The sequence below is a fragment of the Echinicola salinicaeni genome (assembly GCF_014280965.1).
In the GTDB taxonomy this organism is placed as follows: Bacteria; Bacteroidota; Bacteroidia; order Cytophagales; family Cyclobacteriaceae; genus Echinicola; species Echinicola salinicaeni.
The window spans coordinates 338,752-359,434 of the sequence record NZ_JACODZ010000006.1 but is presented as its reverse complement, the minus strand read 5'-3'; the positions used below and the strand labels follow the sequence as shown (position 1 = coordinate 359,434).

The window sequence follows — 20,683 nt, the reverse complement described above, 5'->3', positions numbered from 1 at the left end:
CTTTTTAGACAAATTTATACTTTTCCCTTTTCAAATCATGGATTACCTGGAATTTAAAATCAACTGTACCGAGGAGTACAATGAAATTCTCATCGCAGAATTGGCAGAAGTGGGCTTTGATTCATTTTTGGAAACAGACCAAGGCATTGAAGCTTATATTCAGGAAGATCTTTTTGACCGGGAGGCCTATGACGAGGTCATCGAAAAGTACCGTGAGGCTGCAGAAATAACCGTTGAAGAGGGAAAAATGCCCAAGGTCAATTGGAACGAGGAATGGGAAAAACATTATGACCCGATTTCCATTGGCAAGGAGGTTTATGTAAGGGCTTCCTTCCATGCGCCAATGGAAGGGGTAAAACATGATATCCTTATCAATCCAAAAATGTCATTTGGTACCGGTCACCATGCCACTACTTACCTGATGCTTTCCCACCAGTTGGAAATTCCTCATAAGGGAAAAAGCATCATTGACATAGGTTCAGGAACAGGCATCTTGGCCATCTTAGCACATAAATTAGGAGCTACCCATATTGAAGCCTTCGATATCGACAATTGGTGTGTAGAAAATGGCAACGAGAATTTTGAGCTCAATGGGATCACTGATGTAAAAATGGGCCATGGCACTATCCGTGAAGTAAATCCTTCTGGACCCTTTGACATTGTTTTGGCCAATATCAACAAGAATGTACTTCTGGATGAAATGGAGGTTTATGTTTCCTTGATGAAGCCAAAGGCTAAACTATTGCTAAGTGGTTTTTATGAACATGATGTACCCGATATCCAATACAGAGCAGAATCTCTAGGTCTAAAACTCAAGGGCCAAAAGGGAAAAGACAACTGGGCTGCTGTAGTCTTTGAAAAGGAATAGATTTTAGACTCTCGCAAAAGACACTTAGAGTGCAAAACAGTAATTAGTAAAATCACCCGCGAACTTCGCGCAGCCTTCACGAGCTTTGTGTGAAAATAGTTTCCCCTCTCTTTAGGACCATCAAACTAATATCTCCAGGCCTTCTTCCGTCAAATTGGTTTTATAAACTTCCAAATCTCCACAACCTCCACCCGAAGTCAGTTGGCCTGTATTCATATTAAAGCGATAAGAATGCAAAGGACAAATCACCTCTTCAAACCTATTGATATGCCCATCCTTTAGTGAGGCTCCTCGATGTGGACAAAGCTGCTCAAATGCATATACTTTTTCCCCCAATCTCACCACACAGAGCTTCTTGGCCCCTAATTGGGTCACCTTTATGTTTCCCTCAGGCAACATGCCTTTTACATCTTCTTTTGACTGCCCCAATCTAAATTTCCCCATAGAGTCGAAGATAAATGATTTCTCACTTAGTTAAAACGGAAAATCATTGATTAATCACCATTTAAATAAAATCTACCAAAGATTGAAGAAGATATTACAGGTACTTGCTGAAATTTGTAAATTAGCTTAGCGTTAAACCAAAAATACCATGAAAACCCTATTGATTATCCCGTTTATATTTTTTTCAATCTGTGTATTTGCCCAAGACTTAGATGGTGCTTGGAAGCTCACCCATATCAATGGTGATCCAGTTAAAGACAAGGAATGTATTAAAATCTACCAAGATGGTTACTTCGCCTATGGGAATAAGGAGCTTAGCAATAATCACTTTTTAGGTGCAGGCGGTGGAATTTATGCTAAAGAAGGAGAGGACGGTTATACTGAAACTTTTGACTTTAATACGCTTGACCCCAAAAAGATAGGCATGAGTACCCAATACACCCAAAGTTTTGTAGATAAAAAAATGGTGCTTTATTACACCAAAAAGGGCAAAAACATGATTGAAATTTGGGAAAAAATATCAGATAGGGACGATGACCTTAATGGTACATGGGTAATCACTGGGAGAAAGAGGGATGGAGAAATCAACACCATGACGCCTGGAGCTAGAAGAACTATCAAAATCTTGGGCGGGGGAAGATTCCAGTGGATTGCTTTCAATTCGGAAACCAAAGAATTCAGCGGTACTGGCGGAGGAACTTATAATGCGGAAAAAGGTAAGTACACGGAAAACATCGAGTTTTTTAGCAGGGATGATAGCAGGGTAGGAGCTTCCTTAGGTTTTGATTATGCTGTTAAAAATGGAGCATGGCATCACAGCGGGCTAAGCTCAAAAGGTGACCCTATCTATGAAATTTGGTCAAATTACCGCAAGGCATATTTAGATAAATTGAATTAAAAATAAATATTAAATCCCCTATTAAAAAGCCTTAGGAAATGTAATCCTAGGGCTTTTATTATTTGATGCTAAACACTCACTTTTCATCCGCTTCCTTCATTCTGGCATGCAGTTCCACTGGTTTCTTGGCTGTTTTCTTACGCATCCGCATATTGACAAGCTCCACTGCCAAGGAGAAAAACACGGCAAAATAAATATAACCCTTAGGTACTTCCACATGGAATCCCTCCACAAATAGCATTACCCCAATTAATATCAAAAAGCTCAGTGCCAAAATCTGCAAAGTCGGATGTTTGTTGATAAACTCACTGATTTTTCCTGCAAAAACCATCATGATCAGTAAGGAAATGACGACAGCAATAATCATTATACTGACATGATCTACCAAACCCACAGCTGTCAAAATACTATCAAAAGAGAATATCATATCCAGTAATATTATCTGAAATAAAACACTGCCAAAACTCGCTCCAGTCTTTGTTTTCACTTCCTCGGTTTCACCTTCCATCTTATGGTGAATCTCAATAGTGGATTTGAAGAGTAAGAACATACCTCCACCAGCCAAAATCAAATCCCTTCCACTAAAACCATGGCCAAATACAGTAAATAATGGTTCGGTAAACTGGATTATAAAGGATATTCCCAATAACAGGCCAATCCTAAAAAACATAGCTAATAAAAGTCCTATATTTCTGGCTTTTGGTTGTTGGTCCTCTGGAAGTTTATTGGAAACTATGGAGATAAAAATAATATTATCTACACCCAATACGATTTCCAGAAAAGTCAATGTCAAAAGTGCGATCCAAGTTTCACTCTGAAGAAATATTTCCATTTTTTAAAAGTTTAAATTTTACCATGAATTTAACAAAGCTTTTTTGAACTCCTTATCAGTGGAAATAATTATTTATTTTTGAGATCAAATCAGAAAAGTTAACCCCAAGGGTTTAGATAAATAGAACCATGATAGCAGAAAAGAATAAAGTAGTCAGTGTGGCTTATGAACTCCATATAGACGATGGAGAAAACGGCAAGGAATTCAAAGAAAAGGTCACCAAAGACCAAGCTTTTCCTTTCCTTTTTGGAGCAGGGAACACTCTTCCAGCATTGGAGGAAGCCATTGCTGGTAAAAGTGTTGGGGACACCTTTGAAGTTTTTATTGACTTTGAAAATGCCTATGGAGATTATGATGAGAGCAAGGTAACCATCATTCCAAAATCCAACTTCAAGGAAAATGGCAAGAAAAATAAAGAAATGCTAAAAGTTGGCAGAGTGATCCCTATGCAGGATGATCAGGGCAATCAACTCAGAGGTGAAATTCTTAAGGTTGATTATAAAGGCGTACACATGGATTTCAACTCTCCATTGGCCGGTTATGACTTATATTTTAAAGGAGAAATCGTCAATATCAGGGAAGCAGATCCTGAAGAAATCGAACATGGTCATGTGCATGGTCCTGGGGGACATCACCACCATTAACTATTTTAAGCCCTTCCGATTAGAAGGGCTTATTTTTTAAATACCAGCACCGTTTGTACTACCAGTCTCCTTCTTTACTACTTTCCGCAAATACCTTAATACAAAAAAGACAGCCACACAGACAACAAAAAAACCAAGTAGCACCATACCCACTGCAAAAGTTTCTTCTGAACTAACATGATGAGGTTCATCAGCCATTTCCAAAATGGTATTCATGAGTTCTTGCCCATTAAATGCCATAATACTTAACCAAAGAAACAAGCCTCCAAATAAGGCCGTCAATATCTGTAAGACGCTTACAAAAATATTGGACAAATCATGAGCTGGATCTTTCATAATAGAATAATTTTTTAGCATCATCTTATCTACAGCTTTAGTCAAAAACAATTAACTACTGATATTCAGCAATTTACCCTATTTACTCAACTTTTCAACGCTTTGAGGAAGCTTAAATTTTATTTTGAACAGAAAATTAATGGCTTATTCCTTAAATCTTAACGGATCCACCTTTAAGGGGTGCTTCCATAGTGGCCTGGTGTCTAGCGCTTCAATTGATCCGCTTCCCAAAGTCTGACTTCTAGGTTTTCCATTAATTAACTTTTTGAAAGCACCCAATAATCCTAAAGAGGGATTGGAGGAAAATAGGGTTACACCACCATTGGTATTCACATTTTTCAGGAGTGTATTATAACTAGAAAAATCATGTTGATAACCCAGATCCTTGATTTTCATGACCGTCTGAAGATTATTCTCCAACATGTTTCTTTCCTTGGCATGATCCAGATTGCTATTCATAATAGCCTCTTTAAATGCCTGCTCACTTGGAAAATCACTGACCTCAAACTCCCTCAACTCCAAAACCCGCTCAGAAAGAACTATCTCCAATTTCTCATCATTGGTTTTAACATTAAAATGAGCTGTTTCATAGCTTAGATGCACAAAAGAAAGTTTATCTCCGACTTTTGCTTTGATAGAAAATTCCCCTTGCTCGTTAGAAGATACCCGCGCTAGCGAACTACTTATCCTGACCACCGGAATACCTTGCCCAGTTTTTGCATCAACCACCTTCCCGCTTACCATAACTTCAGCTTCTTGAGCCTGCAGCGATAAAGGATTTATTAAGAAAAAAAGCAAAAGTATAAAAGTCCGGATCATGCGCGCATTTGAATATTATGGAGGACGCAATCTAGACCTTATCATTTAAGATTTTGGGGATTTAAAATTCTTTAACACAGCACTTAACATTATTTAATAAGCCCTAAAAATAAAAAAAGCTACCCATTTATTGGGCAGCTTTGAAAGATATATCTTTAATCGGAATATTATCCTTGATTCTTCAAGGCATGATCTACCGCCCTTGCCGCAAAAACCATATAGGTCAATGAAGGATTTTGCGTACTGGTAGAAGTCATGCAGGCCCCATCAGTAACATATACATTGGTACAGGCATGCAATTGATTGTGCTTGTTCACCAATGAAGTCTTAGGATCCTTACCCATTCTAACTCCGCCCATCTCGTGGATGTCCAGCCCTGGTCTTCTTCCATCATCCCAAGTTCGGATATTCTTGAATCCAGCAGCATCAAACATTTCGGCCATTTGCTCCCGATAATCTTTTAGCATATCCTCATCATTTTGGTCGTAATCCACATTTACCTTGATGATCGGCATACCCCACTCATCTTTTTGCTCCTTGTCCAAGGCAACATAGTTACTTTCCTTTGGAATGGTTTCTCCCATCATATGAGAACCGATTTTCCATGGACCGTAACTTGGATTCATCATATTGGAAACCAAATCACTTCCAGCTCCTTCATAATTGACTTCTTTGGATCTGCTGCCATAAAGTCCCGCAGCATAACCCCTGAGGAAATTAGTCTCTTGCTTATGCACATTTCGGAACCTTGGCATATAACCACTGGTTGGGCGCTTTCCCTCTGTGGTATATTCCTGCAAGCCCTCATATTCACCAGAAACTCCACCTCTATAATTATGGAAGGCAACAAATTTTCCCATTAGACCATTATCATTGCCCAATCCATTCGGAAAACGGTTAGAAGTTGAATTAAGTAAGATCAAATTCGTGTTCAATGCACTAGCATTCACAAAAATGATCGGTGCATAGTATTCGGTCATTTCTTTGGTATTGGCATCTATCACCCTTACCCCGGTGGCTTTTTTCTTTGTTTCGTCATAAATGATGGAATGTACCACGGCATCATTTTGTAAGGTCAAGTTACCAGTTCTAGCTGCCCAAGGCAGGGTTGCTGAATTACTGCTAAAATAACCACCAAATGGACAGCCCCTTTGGCACAACACCCTGTGTTGGCAGATACCACGGCCCTGCTTGGCATAGTATTCTGCATTGCCGGTAATATGGGCACATCGACCACTGATTACATGACGATCAGGGTATTTCTCGGCCATTTGGGCTTTGAAATATTCCTCTCCGGCGGTTAGTTCTATTCCTGGAAGAAACTCCCCATCCGGCAAATGAGCGATACCATCATGAAACCCAGCTACCCCAACAAATTTCTCTACATAACTGTACCATGGCTCTAGTTCTTTATACCTGATCGGCCAGTCCACCGCAAAGCCATCCCTCGCAGGCCCCTCAAAATCAAAATCACTCCACCGCTGCACCTGTCTGGCCCATAGCAGAGATTTTCCTCCAGTCTGATACCCTCGAATCCAATCAAAGGGCTTTTCCTGAATATATGGATGATCTGTATCCTTTACGAAAAAATGAGCCGCATCTTCCCTATAAGCATAACACCTGCTTATGGACGGATTTTCTCTTTGGATATCCTCTGGAATCTGACCTCTATGTTCAAATTCCCAAGGCATCATATGGGTCGTAGGATAGTCTTTATTATGCTCTACTTTTCTGCCCCTCTCCAGTACCAAAGTCTTCACTCCCTTATCACACAATTCCTTTGCTGCAAAACCACCACTCATTCCAGAACCAATCACAATAGCCCCGTATGTATTTTCTACTTTACTTTTTATATTCAGATTAGCCATTAATATTCACTTTTTCGCCAGGTACTATTTTCTTACTTCCATTAAAATTTGGCCCAGGAACCAAGGTATAGGGCATCAACTCCGTCATTACATACTCAGATGCCATATAACCTTGAATTGCATATTTTTTAGTGGTCTTTACAAAGTATTGATAATCTTCTGAGCCCACACTAGCCTCCTTTTTAGCATCCAATAGCGACTCAACAACCTCCACAGCTTTGGCTTGGTCGAGCTTTAAAAACTTTGTACCAAAATTGGTTTTTACGTACTGATCAAAACCCTTTAATCCATTGACGAAACGCTCCTGATCTTCTTGACCTAAGCAATCATTCGCCATCACCAGGACAAAATCATGCACGCCCAATTCCACTGCGCCTTTTAAATCTGTCTTTGGGATAATAGTGTCCACCAGAGACTTTAACACCTGTTGATGTCCTTCGGTAATTTGGAGCTCATCGTAGGCGGCCAATATTTTCTCTTCGCTGAAATCACATCCTGGAATCAGCGCCAGTCCTCCTGTCACCAAAGCCATTTGCTTTAAGGCTAATCTTCTGTTCATATGTAAATGGTATGTTATAAGCTACTTTGGAATGCCCTCATTTTGTTGAAAAGTTAAAACGGTTTACTGAAATTTTCAATTATTATGAATATTAATTAAAAAAAGCCGGAAGGTATATCCCCCGGCTTCAAACGAAATCTATATTAAATTAACGGATATGATAGACCTTTTCTCCATAATGTTTGTTTCCAAACATATCCGTAGCCTCCACCTCTATGGTATGTTGCCCTTTCTCTAGTTTGGCATCTATACTGCCTCTCCAAAGGTGGGTACTCTTTACAGGATTTGAAGGCCTCCTACCATCCAAAAGCACCTCAGTGGTATCCCATTGATACACCTCCAGCATATAGTTAGGATCATATTCTTCCATATACGTCATCTTTTTCCACTCTCCATTATCAATGCGATAACGCAATTGGTCCTTGGAGGTACCCATAAAGAAGTTCACGAAAATCCCAGCAGAAGTCCTCTTATCCTTTTCGAGCACCTTAGGAGCAAAAATGGCCATTTGATAATCTTCTTCTTGATCAACCACCTTATACCTAATATCATATTGATTACCTGAAACTTCTAAAAAAGCATAGCCTTTTGGAGTACCATCTCTCATAGTTGACTTGGGAACTCCTTTTTCATTCAAAACACCGGAATACCAATCCCCTGAAGTAGTACCTACATTATAATGGTGATGTGGGTGCTTTTGATTCCAGCCATCTTTTTCGAAGAAGAAATCTTGCCTCTGCAAGTGGGTGTGAGCAGAAAGAGAAAGGGTATTAGGATAATCTTTCAATAAATCAAAAAGGGCTTGTCTGTCCTCATCCTTAAAGGGGTCCCCAGATGGCTCACTTAAAGGAATATGAAAAGCCAAAACAATCAAATGGTCTTTTGGAACATGCTTCAGGTCGTTTTTCACAAATTCCAATTGATCTTTTCTGAAACCGCCCCAATAACTCTTGCCATCTCTGGGGTCTGGATAAAGTATGTCATCTAGCACAATAAAATGAACCTTGCCATGGTTGAAAGCATAATTGGCTGGACCAAAATGAGCTTCAAAAGTTTCATCAGAGAGATGGTCTTCCTTTACATCAAAGTTCAAATCATGATTTCCTAACACATTGTACCAAGGAACACCTACCTTGGAAGTTGCCTCGATATATGGATCAAAAAGGTCCAAATCATTGCCAACCAAATCTCCCAATGATAATCCAAAATCGATTCCTTCAATACCCGCTACTTCTGAAACCACCCCATTTTCAAAATGGTTGACCTCTTCAATGGTATAAGGCTGAGGATCCCCAAAGATTAAAGCAGTAAAATCAGCCTTGTCTTCAGTTGGGATCAAGCCAAAATTTAATTTCCTTGGCAGTTTTCCTGTAGGTGCAACTCCTGGAAATTTTGTATCAGGAGAACCTGATGGTTTGTGAATATAAAAGTACTGCGGAAGGTGTTTGTCATTTACAGGCACTAGATATCCCGATGGCTTAATAACAAAAATGATTTGGTCATCAGTCACTGGCAATTCATACCGGCCCTTTTCGTCTGTCAGTATTACTTCCAAGCCATTGGAGATTGCGACATTGGCTAGCCCCTTTTCACGGGACTCTTTTTTGCCATTTCCATTGAGGTCTTCAAAGACAACTCCCTTAGCTATTTCCTGTGCCATAACAGACAGTGAGGAAGCCAATAGCAAGCCTGATAAAAGTAGCTTTTTCATTTTGAGGTTTTAGAGATTAATGATAAAATTCTAACTTTTTGATTACTTTCCACCATCATTTCATGCATAGTTCATTAGCTGGCAAGAATCATTTTTGATAGAAGTATAATTCTATATATATATAGTATATTTTAAAGAGGCTTACTACCATTCAAAACGATTAACTAATTGTTATTAATCAAAAAATACAATAATATCATGGTAAAGAAATGATTAAAATTCACCGTTATAACCTATAAGATAGCTCATATTGGATACTTTGCATTTTTACAAAAAAATAAATTCTACTTCCATTTCTTCATGTATTTCCAATTTCTAGGCTTTCCTTCTTCCATATAAGCTATCGCTGTCTTCAACCGGCGATTGCGGGTGTTTTCAGTCTTGGCTTCATCCAACCATTCTATATACTCCTTCTGGTTGGAATAGCTGAAATTTTCAAAAGTATCCAATGCTTCGGTATTGGCTTCCAAGGCCAATTTTAAATCTTCAGGTACGACAAGGTCCATTTTGCTCTTGGATGGATTTTTTGGAAGCTTAACTCCTTTTTCATTAAGTTCCATGGCCTCATAGAGATAAGCCAACATTTGCTTATCTTCTGGAAGATCATCCATTTCTGTAATTTTACCCAAAAGCCCCATGGCAGTTCCACCTGCTGCATTTTCCCTTAATACGGAATCCTGCATCAATGCACCTTTCCAAAAAAGAAAAACACAATGGGCTTTAAAACCAGCCATGCTGCACAATATCTCCCCCTTATACATAAAATGTGGCATGCCCCATTTTATGGTTTCTTTTACTTCTGGGCAAGCCTGATGAACCAAGGCACGCAAATGCCTCAAAATAGGTTCAGCAAAAGCTTGCGACTTATTGATATAAGTATCAATTCGCCTATCATGGGAAGGATGAAATTGAGTCTTTTCCTTACTATTCATTTTTATAAGCAATATTGCCCTTTATGTTCCTTCTCTCAATTTATATAAAATTTCCCTAAGGCTAAAAAAATGTAAAATTCTACGCCTACCACACAAACATCTCAACCGATTGACTATCAGTACATAAAACAATAATATTTAAGTCTATTAACCTCAATTATTGGTATATTTATCTTATATGATATTCTTTAATTCTAAACCCAAATAATCATGAAAAAATTACTAAGCATACTCTTAATTGTAGTTTGCTATTGTGGAAATGTCTACGGACAAGACAAGCTATATGCAATTTTGGAATTCATGAAAGTGGATGGCGATCAGGAACAAGCATACTGGGAAACTGAGAACTTTTGGGAAAATATCCACCAAGAGCGCCTCAAAAACGGAGACATCATAGGCTGGGACCTGTGGTCACTTAAACCGGGTGGTGAGGAGCAAGGCTACCAATACTTAACAGTAACTATATTTGACGATCTGGCTAAAATGCTTAAAGCAGGTGACGGTATTATGGCTGCTGCGCAAGATGCCTATTCTGATTACACCGAAGAGCAATTTCAGGACAAAATGAAGCATACCACCAACTCCAGAGATCTATCTGTAAGGCTCTTTGTGGAAGTACTCCAAGAAACCAGTTCCGATATGAGTATGGAACCCGGTGTGGTTGCCGGCATCACTCTTCTAAAAGCCCAGCCTGGAATGGCTGGACAATACGAAAAAGCTGAAACAGAAGTATTTTACCCGATCCATCAAAAAATGGTTGATCAGGATATTATGGAATACTGGGGACTGGGTCGGGTAATGCTTCCTTTTGGCAGCGATATATATGCATCTCATATCATCGTCACCATGTTTAGCGATTACGATCAGTTTGTCAAAAGTATTGCTATCAACCCTTGGGCAGGGGCGGATGAGGAAACTGTCAAAAAAGCCAATGAGGGTAGAGCCTCAAGGGATCTAAAATGGGGATACCTAGCGAACTTGATCAAAACAGTACGATGATCCATTCCTTATTTAGTTGTATTTAGAATATCTAATGCTTAAAAAAAATGTCCCCATTTTGCTATCTGCCAAATGGGGACATTATAAATTTATTTTCAACACCTTAATCAATCTGTAATTTTTGTTTTCGTATTGATCTCCATTGGTATGGACATGCCATCCGGCATTTGATCACTTTTTTCAACTTCAATTTTACCAGAAATATGCTGTTGTACTTCTTGATTTTTCAACCAACCGGATGATGCATCGATGACGATATCAGCACTCATATCCCCGGACAAATTAAACTTCATGGAAAAGGGTAACGAAATGCCAGGTTGTTCCATGTTTTCATTCATGATCACCGAAGCGACAGCCTTAAGATAATATCGATCAGCCTCTTTTTTGGTCAATGTATAAGTGGTCATAAAAGTAGCTTCCTGCCCATTCATGGTAGATTTAACCTCAGCATCCCAACTTTCTCCCACTGCTATTGCTTCTGTTGGGAATATGGTACTGGCCATCTGCATGCTTCCCATCATGGCATCTTTCCCATAGGCTTGCTTCAACTGCTTCTTAAGCTGTTCGAGTTCTTTGCCCTCTAACTTTCCTCCACCAGCCTCAATAGCCCTTTCAAATGCCTCTTCTATACCATCTACTTTCAAGACTTTTCCATTTTTGGCTATCCGTACCATAAACGGCTCCTCAGTCATGACAGACAATACCTTATTCATGGGATTGTCGCTTTCCATATCTTTGGAATCAAAACTCATATCCATCATAGGCATTTTCATTTGCATTCCCATGCTTTCATAGCGGGTCTCCAGATCATAATAATCTTTATCAATTCCTTTGACATTAAATGATATATCTCCCGTAACAGTCATATTCATATCAATATTCTGACCATTAAAACTTTGCTTTATGGAAGAATTGGATTCCATCCTTTGATAGTAGGTTTCTCCTTTATCTAGCTTTAACGCTAGTAAAGTCTTTTTAGATTGACATGCAGCTATCGACATGACCAGTAAAAAATAAATACTCAGTTTTTTCATTATTGGAATAGTTATATGATTATGTTTTATTTCAAAAATTATTTTGCTTTCTCTCCAGTCTGAAATTCAGAAAAAATCTAAAAATGATTATAAAAACTGAAATCTCTACAACTCAAAAAGCAGCTTAATATCTCAAAGCGCAAGTTTACCTAATACAAAGGAAAAAATGCCTATCTTTTACTGCTTAGTTTCATTCTTTTTATTGAGATCTATTCCGGCATAGAAGTCCAAACTCTGTTCCCTAACTACCTTGGTCCAAAAAGCAATTTGGCCTGTATGATATGAAAAATGTTCAACAGCATGGAGTACATTACCCACTCCAGTATACTTAAAACCTTGGACACTATATTTACTTATAAAATCCTCTTCTGTCAAAGCTTCTATAATTTCACAGGCAGCTTTCACTTCTTCATTGATCAGATGGATCAATGCATTTTTGGCCATTCCTCCACAAGCAGAAAACTCTGCATCTCGGTCTCTTTTATCCTCATGCCCCCCAAGTGAAGCAACAATATATTGTCCTAGGTTTCCTCCCAGATGGAGTACCAAATTCCCGATACTGTTCGAAACCTTATTAGGCCTTTGCCAAATCTCTTCCTCTGTTAACCAGTTTAGACAACTGATAATCTTTGCCTTATTCTCATTTAATCTAAAAACGGCATGTTTTATTAACTCCTGACCTATTGGGTTACTATCCATAGCTTTACTCACTGATTTTATATTGTAATTAATCGTACTAATTAAATAGATTAAATCTCGAAAAGTTTAATCTATTCCTACTAAAGTGCTGGCCTCTGATTTAGTATAAAACCAAATCGCTATCGATTAAGGGTAATTAAAGCCTAGAAGGAAAATGTCTCTATTAAATACACAAAACCAAAAGTGAAGGAAAGTTTATTTTGCCACACATCAGACACCACAAAGTTTTTCCTTCTCTCTCTCTCATTAAACGTTTATAATTAAGTTGGAGTTTATTTATTGGCTTACGACCATCCCCAAAAATTAGCTCTTGGTTTCACAAAATCATTTACACAACTTAAAGCCACCAATTTAAAAATTACCGCTTACCACCACTGTAATAATAGAATGAATCTTTATCAACTCCCACATTTATTATTTAAAAAGCTTATTCCATGTCAAAACCTCTTACAAAATCCTACTGATATGCCCCAAGTATCATAACCCTTTTTAAAATCAAACAAAAGAGTAGGTGTAAATTCCCAATCTCGCTGCATCTCAAATGCATATTCTGTCCCAAGTCTAAATATTCCCAGGTTTTCATGCTTTTCAAGTTCAATACCTCCACCTGAAAATACTTTCCATTTTTCGGTTATGCCATAAGTAAGTACCAGCGCAAAAATTAAGGCACGCTCTCTTTCAAGCTCCTTACCCGTGACTATATAATGGTCTAATTCCCAATCCCACATTAATCCAATTTCAAAATCTTCATGGATTTTTCGGAAATAATCAAATCCAACAGCAGGAACAAAAAAGCCATTTTCACTTTCTGATTCACCCAAACTCGCCCCTTTGGGAATCCAGGTATATCCTAAAGAGAAAACTACCCTATTTTTTAACAGTTCTTCTTTCTCACCTTCTTCCTCTTCTTGGGCATAACTTGAGGAGCTTAAACAAGTCAACAGAAAAACAATAAGGCTTATTAGTCTAAAATCTTGCATAAAGAAATGATTTTATCAAAAACTAGGCTTTTATAAATTTACCATAAAAAAGCTAAAAATCATCCTATTAACTTCATAATAAATCATTTACACTATAACAGAAAATTACTTTTTGATATAAGCCCAAATCAGGTTCGCTATCGCTTTCATGCCTTTATCATTGGGATGCCTGGACACACCTTCATGTTCATATTCCCCTAGAGCCATATTATCATCATCAGCACTCAAATGGGTAATATCCACTAATGTCCATTTCTGTTGTGCAGCGGCCCATTCTATCTGACTGTTGACAACAGGGTTCTCCCAAAAAGTCGTCGTTATCAAAACTTTGGTCTTTCCATTATCGCTCAGATAATCGGCAAAATCTAATATCGATCTTCCTAAATTATACCCTTCGACCTCTGCTGAATTTACATTTTCCCCCAGTCTTATAATGAGTAATTCTGCTTGGAATTCCTTTAAATAGTCATAGTCCTCAAAATCCAATGTCTCAAAAAACCTTTCAAAAGGATAAACATTTTCCCTGATAATTTCTATGTCAGGATTGCGGGCCTTTAGCGAGTCACTTAAAACACTAACATAATCCTTATCAGCAGCACTTGCTGCCATTCCCCAATCGTTATTCCAGCCAACTTCTGGAGCCGGGGGATGGTATGTAATGCTGTTTCCAATGACCAATACCTTGGACAATGGAGCTTCAGGAGGCCCATCTTCCTTATTACAGGACACTAATATCATTCCCATTAATAAAGAAACCATAAAAATGGATTTGGTCATGCTGATCTTGTTCATTCGTATAAATTAGAAATGGTAAAATAATTTTACTCTATCACTCTCTGCAATAATAACGATTTTCTAAATCTTCTTTCAGTTTTAAAAATTGCTGCCATTTTGGATAAATAGTCACATCGTGTACCGCCTGTACCTCATCAAACATTTCTTGGGCCAGTTCATATTCACCTTGCCTGAAAGCCCTGAAGGCATGTTTCAAAAGTTGCAGGGCCCTGGCATGTTCCAATTCCTTTTCCACCTGCTCTGCCGCTAACCGCTGCTTACTAAAAACCAAAGAATCAGGACTGACTTTTACACTTTGAATCCCTATCGGGGATTTCAATACCAAACCTTCCAAATTGGTACATCTGCTAAGTGCCACATAGGCTTGACCTGCTTCAAAAGACCTGCTGATATCCAAAATAGCCCTTTCAAAGGTCAGGCCTTGGCTTTTATGAACAGTAATGGCCCATGCCAACTTTAATGGAAACTGGGTGAAGGTTCCTATTACCTTCGCCTCCAAATGCTCTTCTTTATCATTATAGATAAACTCTACATTTTCCCAAGTCTCCCGCCTAACCTCATATATAAAACCCCGGTGATCTTCCACCTCGATCATGTCCTTCTCCATTTTGGAAACCTTCCCAATCATCCCATTATAATACTTGGCCTCAGCATTATTCCTCATAAAAATCACCTGAGCACCAATCTTCAGAGTCAGGTCCACCGGATCAAAAGGTGCCATATTCATCGGAAAATCATCCTTTATCTCAGCTGGGTAGACCCTTGGCTCTTTTTTAAGCTCAGCCAGTTTTTTAGTATTGATCTCCGTAATCGTAGCATTATGTGTACCTATCAGGATATACTCCTGGTCCAAGAGATCAAAACGATATTTTTTTGCCGTGGCATTCAATATCCTAAGGTCTTCCATAGTATGCTCACTCTCCCGCACCCTGTTCAGGATTTCCTTAAAGTTTTCATCCTTTTGTCGATATATTTTCCCCAGCTCAATATGGATGGGGTTAAGCGCTTTAAAGGCATGTGCACTAAAGAAAAACCGGGAAGCATAATGTGGTGCCAAATGCTCCCAATCTGTATTTCTAACCACTGGCGGAAGCTGAAAAGGATCACCGATAAATATCATTTGTACCCCACCAAAAGGTAAGTGCATCTTTTTTCTATAAACCCTTAATAATTGGTCAATCACATCCAAAATCTCCACACGCACCATGGAAACTTCATCGATAACCAAAATATCCAGTCTATTGATCAGGTCACGGTGTTTCTTACGATATTGGAATTGCTCAAAGATGGACATGCCTTTTTCTTTGGCCTTGGGCGAAAGACGAGGGTCACCGGGCAAAAACATTTGCCTTGGGTCGATTTTAAAAAATGAATGAATGGTTTTCCCCTTGGCATTGATGGCCGCCACACCAGTAGGAGCCACCACAGCCATATTTTTTTCTCGGTTCAACTTTCTAAGCGTATGTAAAAAAGTGGTTTTCCCAGTGCCGGCTTTACCTGTCAAGAACAGCGACCTTTTTGAAAAGAGAGCCACTTCCAATGCATGAATAAATGCCTCGTTACTGGTGTCCAGTCCCTGCGATTGAAATTCATGATACAGAAAGTCCTTGATAGAAAATGCCATAAACAAATGTACTATTTTTTAATCTGCCAAGTCAAAGGCTCAATGCATAGAAAAACCTTGAGTTCCCAAATACACTTGGGTTGATCAAAACCTATACAAAGACCTACTAGACTTTTCCTAAACGCCGCTTCCAATACCCCATTCTAAAATAAACAAAGGCCACCGTCGCTGAAATCCAATTGGAAATAGGGAAGGCCCAATAAATCCCCTCATGTTTGAGTTCAGTATGGTAGGCCAGAAAGTATCCCACTGGAAAACGAATAATCCATAGGTTCAAAAAGGATATAAACATTGAAGCCTTGGTAAAGCCAGCCCCATTGAAGGTACCGTTTATCACTTGCTGAACACCCAAAAAGCCAAAGCTTGGGCCCATAATTTTAATAAACATGGCCCCGTCTTGGATCACCTGTGGTTCATTGGGAACGAAAAATCGCACTAAATCTTCCGCAAAGATAAACAGCAAAGTCCCAATACCGGTCAACCCGAAAAAGGCAATTTTAACAGACAAAATACCTGTCTTTTCTGAACGGTGAATTTTATTAGCTCCAATATTTTGCCCCACCAATGTAGTAGTAGCAATGGCCAGTCCAAGGGCTGGAATAATTACAAAACTCAAAATCCTCGCTCCAATACCATAAGCAGCCACCACCTCAGAACCAAAGCTGGTCACCAATACCACCATCATCGCCATCCCCAAAGCTCGTGCAGACTGTTCCATGCTCGAAGGTAAGCCCAGCTCAAAAAGCTTCTTGGTCCAAGAAAGATGAAATTTCATTTCTGAGAAATGAATCTTTATTCCATGATTCCCTTTCAAAAGAATATAAAGACCAACTGCTGCTGAAATCCCTTGTGTAAATACACTTGCCACTGCAGCTCCTGCCACTCCAAAACCTGGAAGTGGACCATAACCATAAATAAATAGTGGGTCTAAAACCAAGTTGAGCAAAACCGTCACAAAAATAACATATACAGGCAAGAGTACATTTCCTATTCCCCGCATCAAGGATTGGAAAACAAAGAAGATAAAGAGAAACACGAAGCCCAAAGCAGAGACCTTAAAATAAGCCACTGAATCGGCCTGTACTTCAGGGCCAGCACCAATCAGCTTCATCAAGGGTCCTGCCATCGTATATCCGATCACTGCTAACAGCAAAGAGACAATAAAGACCACCAGTACGGTTTGTGAGGAGACAAAATTCACCATCTTTTGATCATTGGCTCCCTTATACTGTGAAACCAATACTGTTCCTGCCAAGGTTAATCCGCCTCCAAGCGAAAGAATCAGGAAGAGAATGGGAAAGCTTAAACTCACCGCTGCCACCGCATTGGCGCCCAAACGTCCCAACCAGAATGTATCAATCAACTGATAGGCAGTTTGGAGCACATTGGCCAAAATTATTGGGATGGCAAGCTGTGTAAGTGCAGTGAGGATTTTTCCTTCCGTGTATTTTTTTTCCTTAGATTCCCGCATAAAAATTGATTGCCCAAAGATAACCAATCACATAGAATTAACCTTTTAAGTAGTTTTTTTTCGTCAATGCCATTATGTCCTAATCAGGCATTTCAGTCAAAGCCAAAACTCCAAAAAACTTTTATATACTTACCATTAAAACCCGTTCATAATCGTTTTATGACCTTTTATATATTCAATTAAGTCCATTTATAGAAATTGGCAATTCCCAAAAAACTTTGATAAATTAAAGGTAGACTTTTTTAATAGATGTGGTGATTGAGTACCTTCGTGGTTCGGAAAAAAATAAAATTAATATAGCTATATGGAAATTACTGGAAAAATCATTCAAATCATGCCAGAGCAGTCTGGTAATGGAAGAAACGGTACATGGAGAAAACAGGATTTTATCCTTGAAACAGAAGGACAGTATCCGAAGAAAGTATGTTTGACCGTTTGGGGTGACAAAATAGACCAATTTGGAATGCAACAGGGCGATTCCGTAAAGGCAGGCATTGAAATCGAAAGCCGTGAGTACAATAGTCGTTGGTATACTGATGTTAAAGTTTGGAGAGTGGACAAGGTAGGCGCTGGAGCCGCTGCTAACACTGCAAGTGCAGGTGCTCCTGAAGTAAGTACCTTTAATGATGACAGTGGAGAAGATATTTTACCATTCTAATAGGTAAGGATATCTCAAAAAGATTATATTTAAGCGATCGAATGATCGCTTTTTTTATTACCCTAATAGAATAACCATGTGGGATGACTTTGATGATGAAGAGCACTGGGACAGTGATGATGAGGAGGATTTCAGAAAAGAACAGGAACGCATCCAGAAACATCCGCTGATGCAAAAAGCCAATGATATCCTTCATCTTACTGAAGCCCTGGTGGGTGCATTGGATGAAATGTCCAAAGAAATGTACGGCACTTTTATGCTGGAAGATGCCACAGTGATCTGTGGGAAATTTGCCGGTGCAGAAGGTGTAGACGACTATATACTTAAGATGGAAAATGCCGTCTTTATGAAAGTTCATGCCCGTCACCTCAACTCCATGACTTATTCTGTCGCCATGGTAGATACCCATCCAGAGGAACACTTGCAGTTATTAAGAGATGCTATCAATGATTTCCAACAGCTCTTTATTGATTGGGTAAAAGGTTTTGACCCGAGCAATAAATATGATGATGGCTGGGGATTGTTTTTGGATTAATTCCTAAACCTACTTTTTTTATCTTGATCTTTTCGCCTATAGAATCATTTAATCTCATTATCAACCAATTAAGAAATATTTTTATTTTATATTAGAGAATGTTCAAGTTAAAATTGATAACGCAGATCTTTTTGAAACTTCCGGTGATTTATACACAATAGATTTAAAATCACCTTTAATTCTTAACTGAACTTCTTTTCTCAATAATGATTTTCAAAACTTTTCTGACAAAATCATTAGGTTTGAAAGAGACACACAAATTCAAAATTGAGCTTTGTGAAAGTTTTGTAAATATTTTTTCTTAAAAAACTAAGTATGATGGTTTCAAATATTTTCAGAAGAATCCAATTAATCAAGTTAGTAAAAGATGATAATCTGTTTTTTAACTCCCTTTTATTTAAGGCTATAATGTTTTTCACATTATTTCCAGCTTTGATTTCCTGCCAAAAGAAACCTCCAAAGAATGCATTGGAACTTACACAAAAAGAAAAATCCCATGTGATAATAATTAATAATTCCACCGAATTACCAACCCAAATAAAATCAGACAGGAATTTCCAGAATTTAACATATCACGAAGACTTATTAGTATATGGCAATGATACTGTCCAAACAAAAGGAAATAATTATCAATACATTTATTTAAGTAATAAGAATACTTTTGTTGATACACTTTTGATTAGTAAAGGAGATACCATTGTGCTGGATATCTCAAATACTGGAATAACATATAAAAATGATATTCAGGAAGAGCCTCAAAAACTTTTCAACTCTATAAAGACAATATCGAATCCCGACACAGATTCACTATTTAGTATTTTCTATATAATTGATTACAAACACAAACTAAATATACATTCAGATTTCAATAGATCAGAAATATACCCAGTACACTTTAATTCTAAGCGATATTCTTCCAACCCGGAAGAGTTGACCACCCTATTAGAATTGATGGAATCAGATTACGAGAACCAACTAAATTATATTGATTACCTCATAAAGGAGCAGAAAATTGAAGTCGAATATGGTACTTTATTAAAATATAGATTCAAACAAATTTTCTTTGAAAAGCTTATAAAACTCTATTCAGTTTCAAAGAATAAGAACATTCTAAAATTAGCAACAAGTGATGTTTTTGTTAACAACGACCTTTTGAATGATCCTTTCGCTGAAACCATAATTGGATTTTACTTATTAAACGGTGTTCTTAAAGGAGAAAAAAGTAATTCCAGAAGTTCAGTATTTTTCGATTATAAAAAAGCATATGATATAATCCCAAATCCGGAAAGAATTGACCTTAATGACCACTTAATTAAATATTTGAAGTTCCTATGTCTTGAAAACATGATCGAACAAGGAGAGGGATTCGAAAGTATAAACAAACGTTATTCCGATTTCAAAAACACCTACCTAGACAGCTCGTTCAATAATTATCTGGAAAAAAGGTATTTAGTAGACTTCGAAAAACTCAAAAAATTAGAAGATGATATATCATTAATCAGTTTGGATCGAAAGATAAAATATTTTGACGCTCTCAAAGAGCAACTTAAAGGAAAGCTAATTTTCATAGACTTTTGGGCAAGTTGGTGCGGACCATGTAGAAAGGCAATGCCAGATTCAAAAAACCTTATTTCCTTCTTTAAAGAAGAAAAAGATATTGTCTTTATCTATTTATCAATAGACAAAGACTACGAAAAATGGAAGAACGCTTCTTACAGTGAAGAATTAGAATTATATAAACACAATTACTTAATAGTTAACTTGGATAGGTCTAGTTTTCTAAAAGAAATAGGACTTAAGGAAATCCCCAGATATGTATTATTTAACAAAGAAGGAAGGTTAAGTCATATCAACGCGCCTGGGCCACAAGGGGAGGAGCTGAAATCTCTAATACTCAAAGAACTGAAACAACAAACCTCCAAATAACCACATCATACTCATTATCAGATTATTAAAAATTTATTCCTTATATTGGCA

At 38.0% G+C, this 20,683-nt stretch carries 21 protein-coding genes; 7 read left to right on the top strand and 14 right to left on the bottom strand.

Annotated elements, in window-relative coordinates; all coding sequences use genetic code 11:
* Window positions 1-37 precede the first annotated feature (37 nt).
* The gene (gene prmA / locus H7U17_RS13730; protein WP_186757306.1) at window positions 38-868 is read left to right on the top strand and encodes a 50S ribosomal protein L11 methyltransferase; all 831 of its coding nucleotides are present in this window, start codon (window positions 38-40) and stop codon (window positions 866-868) included.
* 120 nt (window positions 869-988) lie between these two features.
* Here the strand turns inward: prmA and H7U17_RS13725 are convergent, their stop codons facing one another.
* The gene (locus H7U17_RS13725; protein ID WP_186757305.1) at window positions 989-1,312 is read right to left on the bottom strand and encodes a Rieske (2Fe-2S) protein; all 324 of its coding nucleotides are present in this window, start codon (window positions 1,310-1,312) and stop codon (window positions 989-991) included.
* A 148-nt stretch (window positions 1,313-1,460) separates the two neighbouring features.
* Between H7U17_RS13725 and H7U17_RS13720 the strand changes: the two genes are divergently transcribed.
* The gene (locus H7U17_RS13720) at window positions 1,461-2,210 is read left to right on the top strand and encodes a hypothetical protein (protein WP_186757304.1); all 750 of its coding nucleotides are present in this window, start codon (window positions 1,461-1,463) and stop codon (window positions 2,208-2,210) included.
* A 76-nt stretch (window positions 2,211-2,286) separates the two neighbouring features.
* On the opposite strand, the gene H7U17_RS13715 is transcribed toward H7U17_RS13720, so the two are convergent.
* On the bottom strand, window positions 2,287-3,042 hold the full coding sequence (locus H7U17_RS13715) for a TerC family protein (protein WP_186757303.1): 756 nt from the start codon (window positions 3,040-3,042) through the stop codon (window positions 2,287-2,289).
* 128 nt (window positions 3,043-3,170) lie between these two features.
* Between H7U17_RS13715 and H7U17_RS13710 the strand changes: the two genes are divergently transcribed.
* Window positions 3,171-3,686 (top strand): FKBP-type peptidyl-prolyl cis-trans isomerase, encoded by a 516-nt coding sequence (locus H7U17_RS13710; RefSeq protein ID WP_186757302.1) that lies wholly within the window; start codon window positions 3,171-3,173, stop codon window positions 3,684-3,686.
* A gap of 36 nt (window positions 3,687-3,722) precedes the next feature.
* Here the strand turns inward: H7U17_RS13710 and H7U17_RS13705 are convergent, their stop codons facing one another.
* The 6 genes from H7U17_RS13705 to H7U17_RS13680 form a co-directional block, all read right to left on the bottom strand.
* The gene (locus H7U17_RS13705) at window positions 3,723-4,022 is read right to left on the bottom strand and encodes a hypothetical protein (protein ID WP_186757301.1); all 300 of its coding nucleotides are present in this window, start codon (window positions 4,020-4,022) and stop codon (window positions 3,723-3,725) included.
* Between the two features lie 144 nt (window positions 4,023-4,166).
* Entirely contained in the window at window positions 4,167-4,841 is a 675-nt protein-coding gene (locus H7U17_RS13700; RefSeq protein ID WP_186757300.1) for a carboxypeptidase-like regulatory domain-containing protein, read from the bottom strand.
* A 167-nt stretch (window positions 4,842-5,008) separates the two neighbouring features.
* Entirely contained in the window at window positions 5,009-6,709 is a 1,701-nt protein-coding gene (locus H7U17_RS13695; RefSeq protein WP_186757299.1) for a GMC family oxidoreductase, read from the bottom strand.
* Window positions 6,702-7,268 carry a gluconate 2-dehydrogenase subunit 3 family protein gene (locus H7U17_RS13690; protein ID WP_186757298.1) on the bottom strand — a complete coding sequence of 189 codons (567 nt, stop codon included), beginning with the start codon at window positions 7,266-7,268 and terminating at the stop codon, window positions 6,702-6,704. The genes H7U17_RS13695 and H7U17_RS13690 overlap by 8 nt, the downstream gene beginning before the upstream one ends.
* 148 nt (window positions 7,269-7,416) lie before the next feature.
* On the bottom strand, window positions 7,417-8,979 hold the full coding sequence (locus H7U17_RS13685; protein WP_186757297.1) for a calcineurin-like phosphoesterase C-terminal domain-containing protein: 1,563 nt from the start codon (window positions 8,977-8,979) through the stop codon (window positions 7,417-7,419).
* 284 nt (window positions 8,980-9,263) lie between these two features.
* Window positions 9,264-9,911, bottom strand: coding sequence for a YdeI/OmpD-associated family protein (locus H7U17_RS13680; protein ID WP_186757296.1), 648 nt, complete (start codon window positions 9,909-9,911; stop codon window positions 9,264-9,266).
* 210 nt (window positions 9,912-10,121) lie between these two features.
* Here H7U17_RS13680 and H7U17_RS13675 point away from each other — a divergent pair, with 210 nt between their 5' ends.
* Window positions 10,122-10,910 (top strand): hypothetical protein, encoded by a 789-nt coding sequence (locus H7U17_RS13675; protein WP_186757295.1) that lies wholly within the window; start codon window positions 10,122-10,124, stop codon window positions 10,908-10,910.
* A gap of 107 nt (window positions 10,911-11,017) precedes the next feature.
* Here H7U17_RS13675 and H7U17_RS13670 read toward each other — a convergent pair whose 3' ends face one another.
* The 6 genes from H7U17_RS13670 to H7U17_RS13645 form a co-directional block, all read right to left on the bottom strand.
* Entirely contained in the window at window positions 11,018-11,944 is a 927-nt protein-coding gene (locus H7U17_RS13670; RefSeq protein ID WP_186757294.1) for a DUF6263 family protein, read from the bottom strand.
* Window positions 11,945-12,121: 177 nt separating this feature from the next.
* The gene (locus tag H7U17_RS13665; protein ID WP_186757293.1) at window positions 12,122-12,643 is read right to left on the bottom strand and encodes a DinB family protein; all 522 of its coding nucleotides are present in this window, start codon (window positions 12,641-12,643) and stop codon (window positions 12,122-12,124) included.
* Between the two features lie 437 nt (window positions 12,644-13,080).
* Window positions 13,081-13,623, bottom strand: a complete 543-nt coding sequence (locus H7U17_RS13660) for a hypothetical protein (RefSeq protein ID WP_230981417.1) — start codon at window positions 13,621-13,623, stop codon at window positions 13,081-13,083.
* 105 nt (window positions 13,624-13,728) lie between these two features.
* Window positions 13,729-14,415: an SGNH/GDSL hydrolase family protein gene (locus H7U17_RS13655; RefSeq protein ID WP_186757292.1), complete on the bottom strand. Its 687-nt coding sequence runs from the start codon at window positions 14,413-14,415 to the stop codon at window positions 13,729-13,731.
* Between the two features lie 37 nt (window positions 14,416-14,452).
* Complete coding sequence (locus H7U17_RS13650) at window positions 14,453-16,042, bottom strand: ATP-dependent DNA helicase (RefSeq protein WP_186757291.1); 1,590 nt, start codon at window positions 16,040-16,042, stop codon at window positions 14,453-14,455.
* 106 nt (window positions 16,043-16,148) lie between these two features.
* Window positions 16,149-17,513, bottom strand: a complete 1,365-nt coding sequence (locus H7U17_RS13645) for an MATE family efflux transporter (protein ID WP_186757290.1) — start codon at window positions 17,511-17,513, stop codon at window positions 16,149-16,151.
* Between the two features lie 304 nt (window positions 17,514-17,817).
* Here H7U17_RS13645 and H7U17_RS13640 point away from each other — a divergent pair, with 304 nt between their 5' ends.
* The 3 genes from H7U17_RS13640 (at window position 17,818) to H7U17_RS13630 (ending at window position 20,632) form a co-directional block, all read left to right on the top strand.
* Window positions 17,818-18,171 (top strand): DUF3127 domain-containing protein, encoded by a 354-nt coding sequence (locus H7U17_RS13640; RefSeq protein ID WP_186757289.1) that lies wholly within the window; start codon window positions 17,818-17,820, stop codon window positions 18,169-18,171.
* A gap of 76 nt (window positions 18,172-18,247) precedes the next feature.
* Window positions 18,248-18,706, top strand: coding sequence for a hypothetical protein (locus H7U17_RS13635; RefSeq protein WP_186757288.1), 459 nt, complete (start codon window positions 18,248-18,250; stop codon window positions 18,704-18,706).
* Between the two features lie 315 nt (window positions 18,707-19,021).
* Window positions 19,022-20,632, top strand: coding sequence for a TlpA family protein disulfide reductase (locus tag H7U17_RS13630; RefSeq protein ID WP_186757287.1), 1,611 nt, complete (start codon window positions 19,022-19,024; stop codon window positions 20,630-20,632).
* Window positions 20,633-20,683 lie beyond the last annotated feature (51 nt).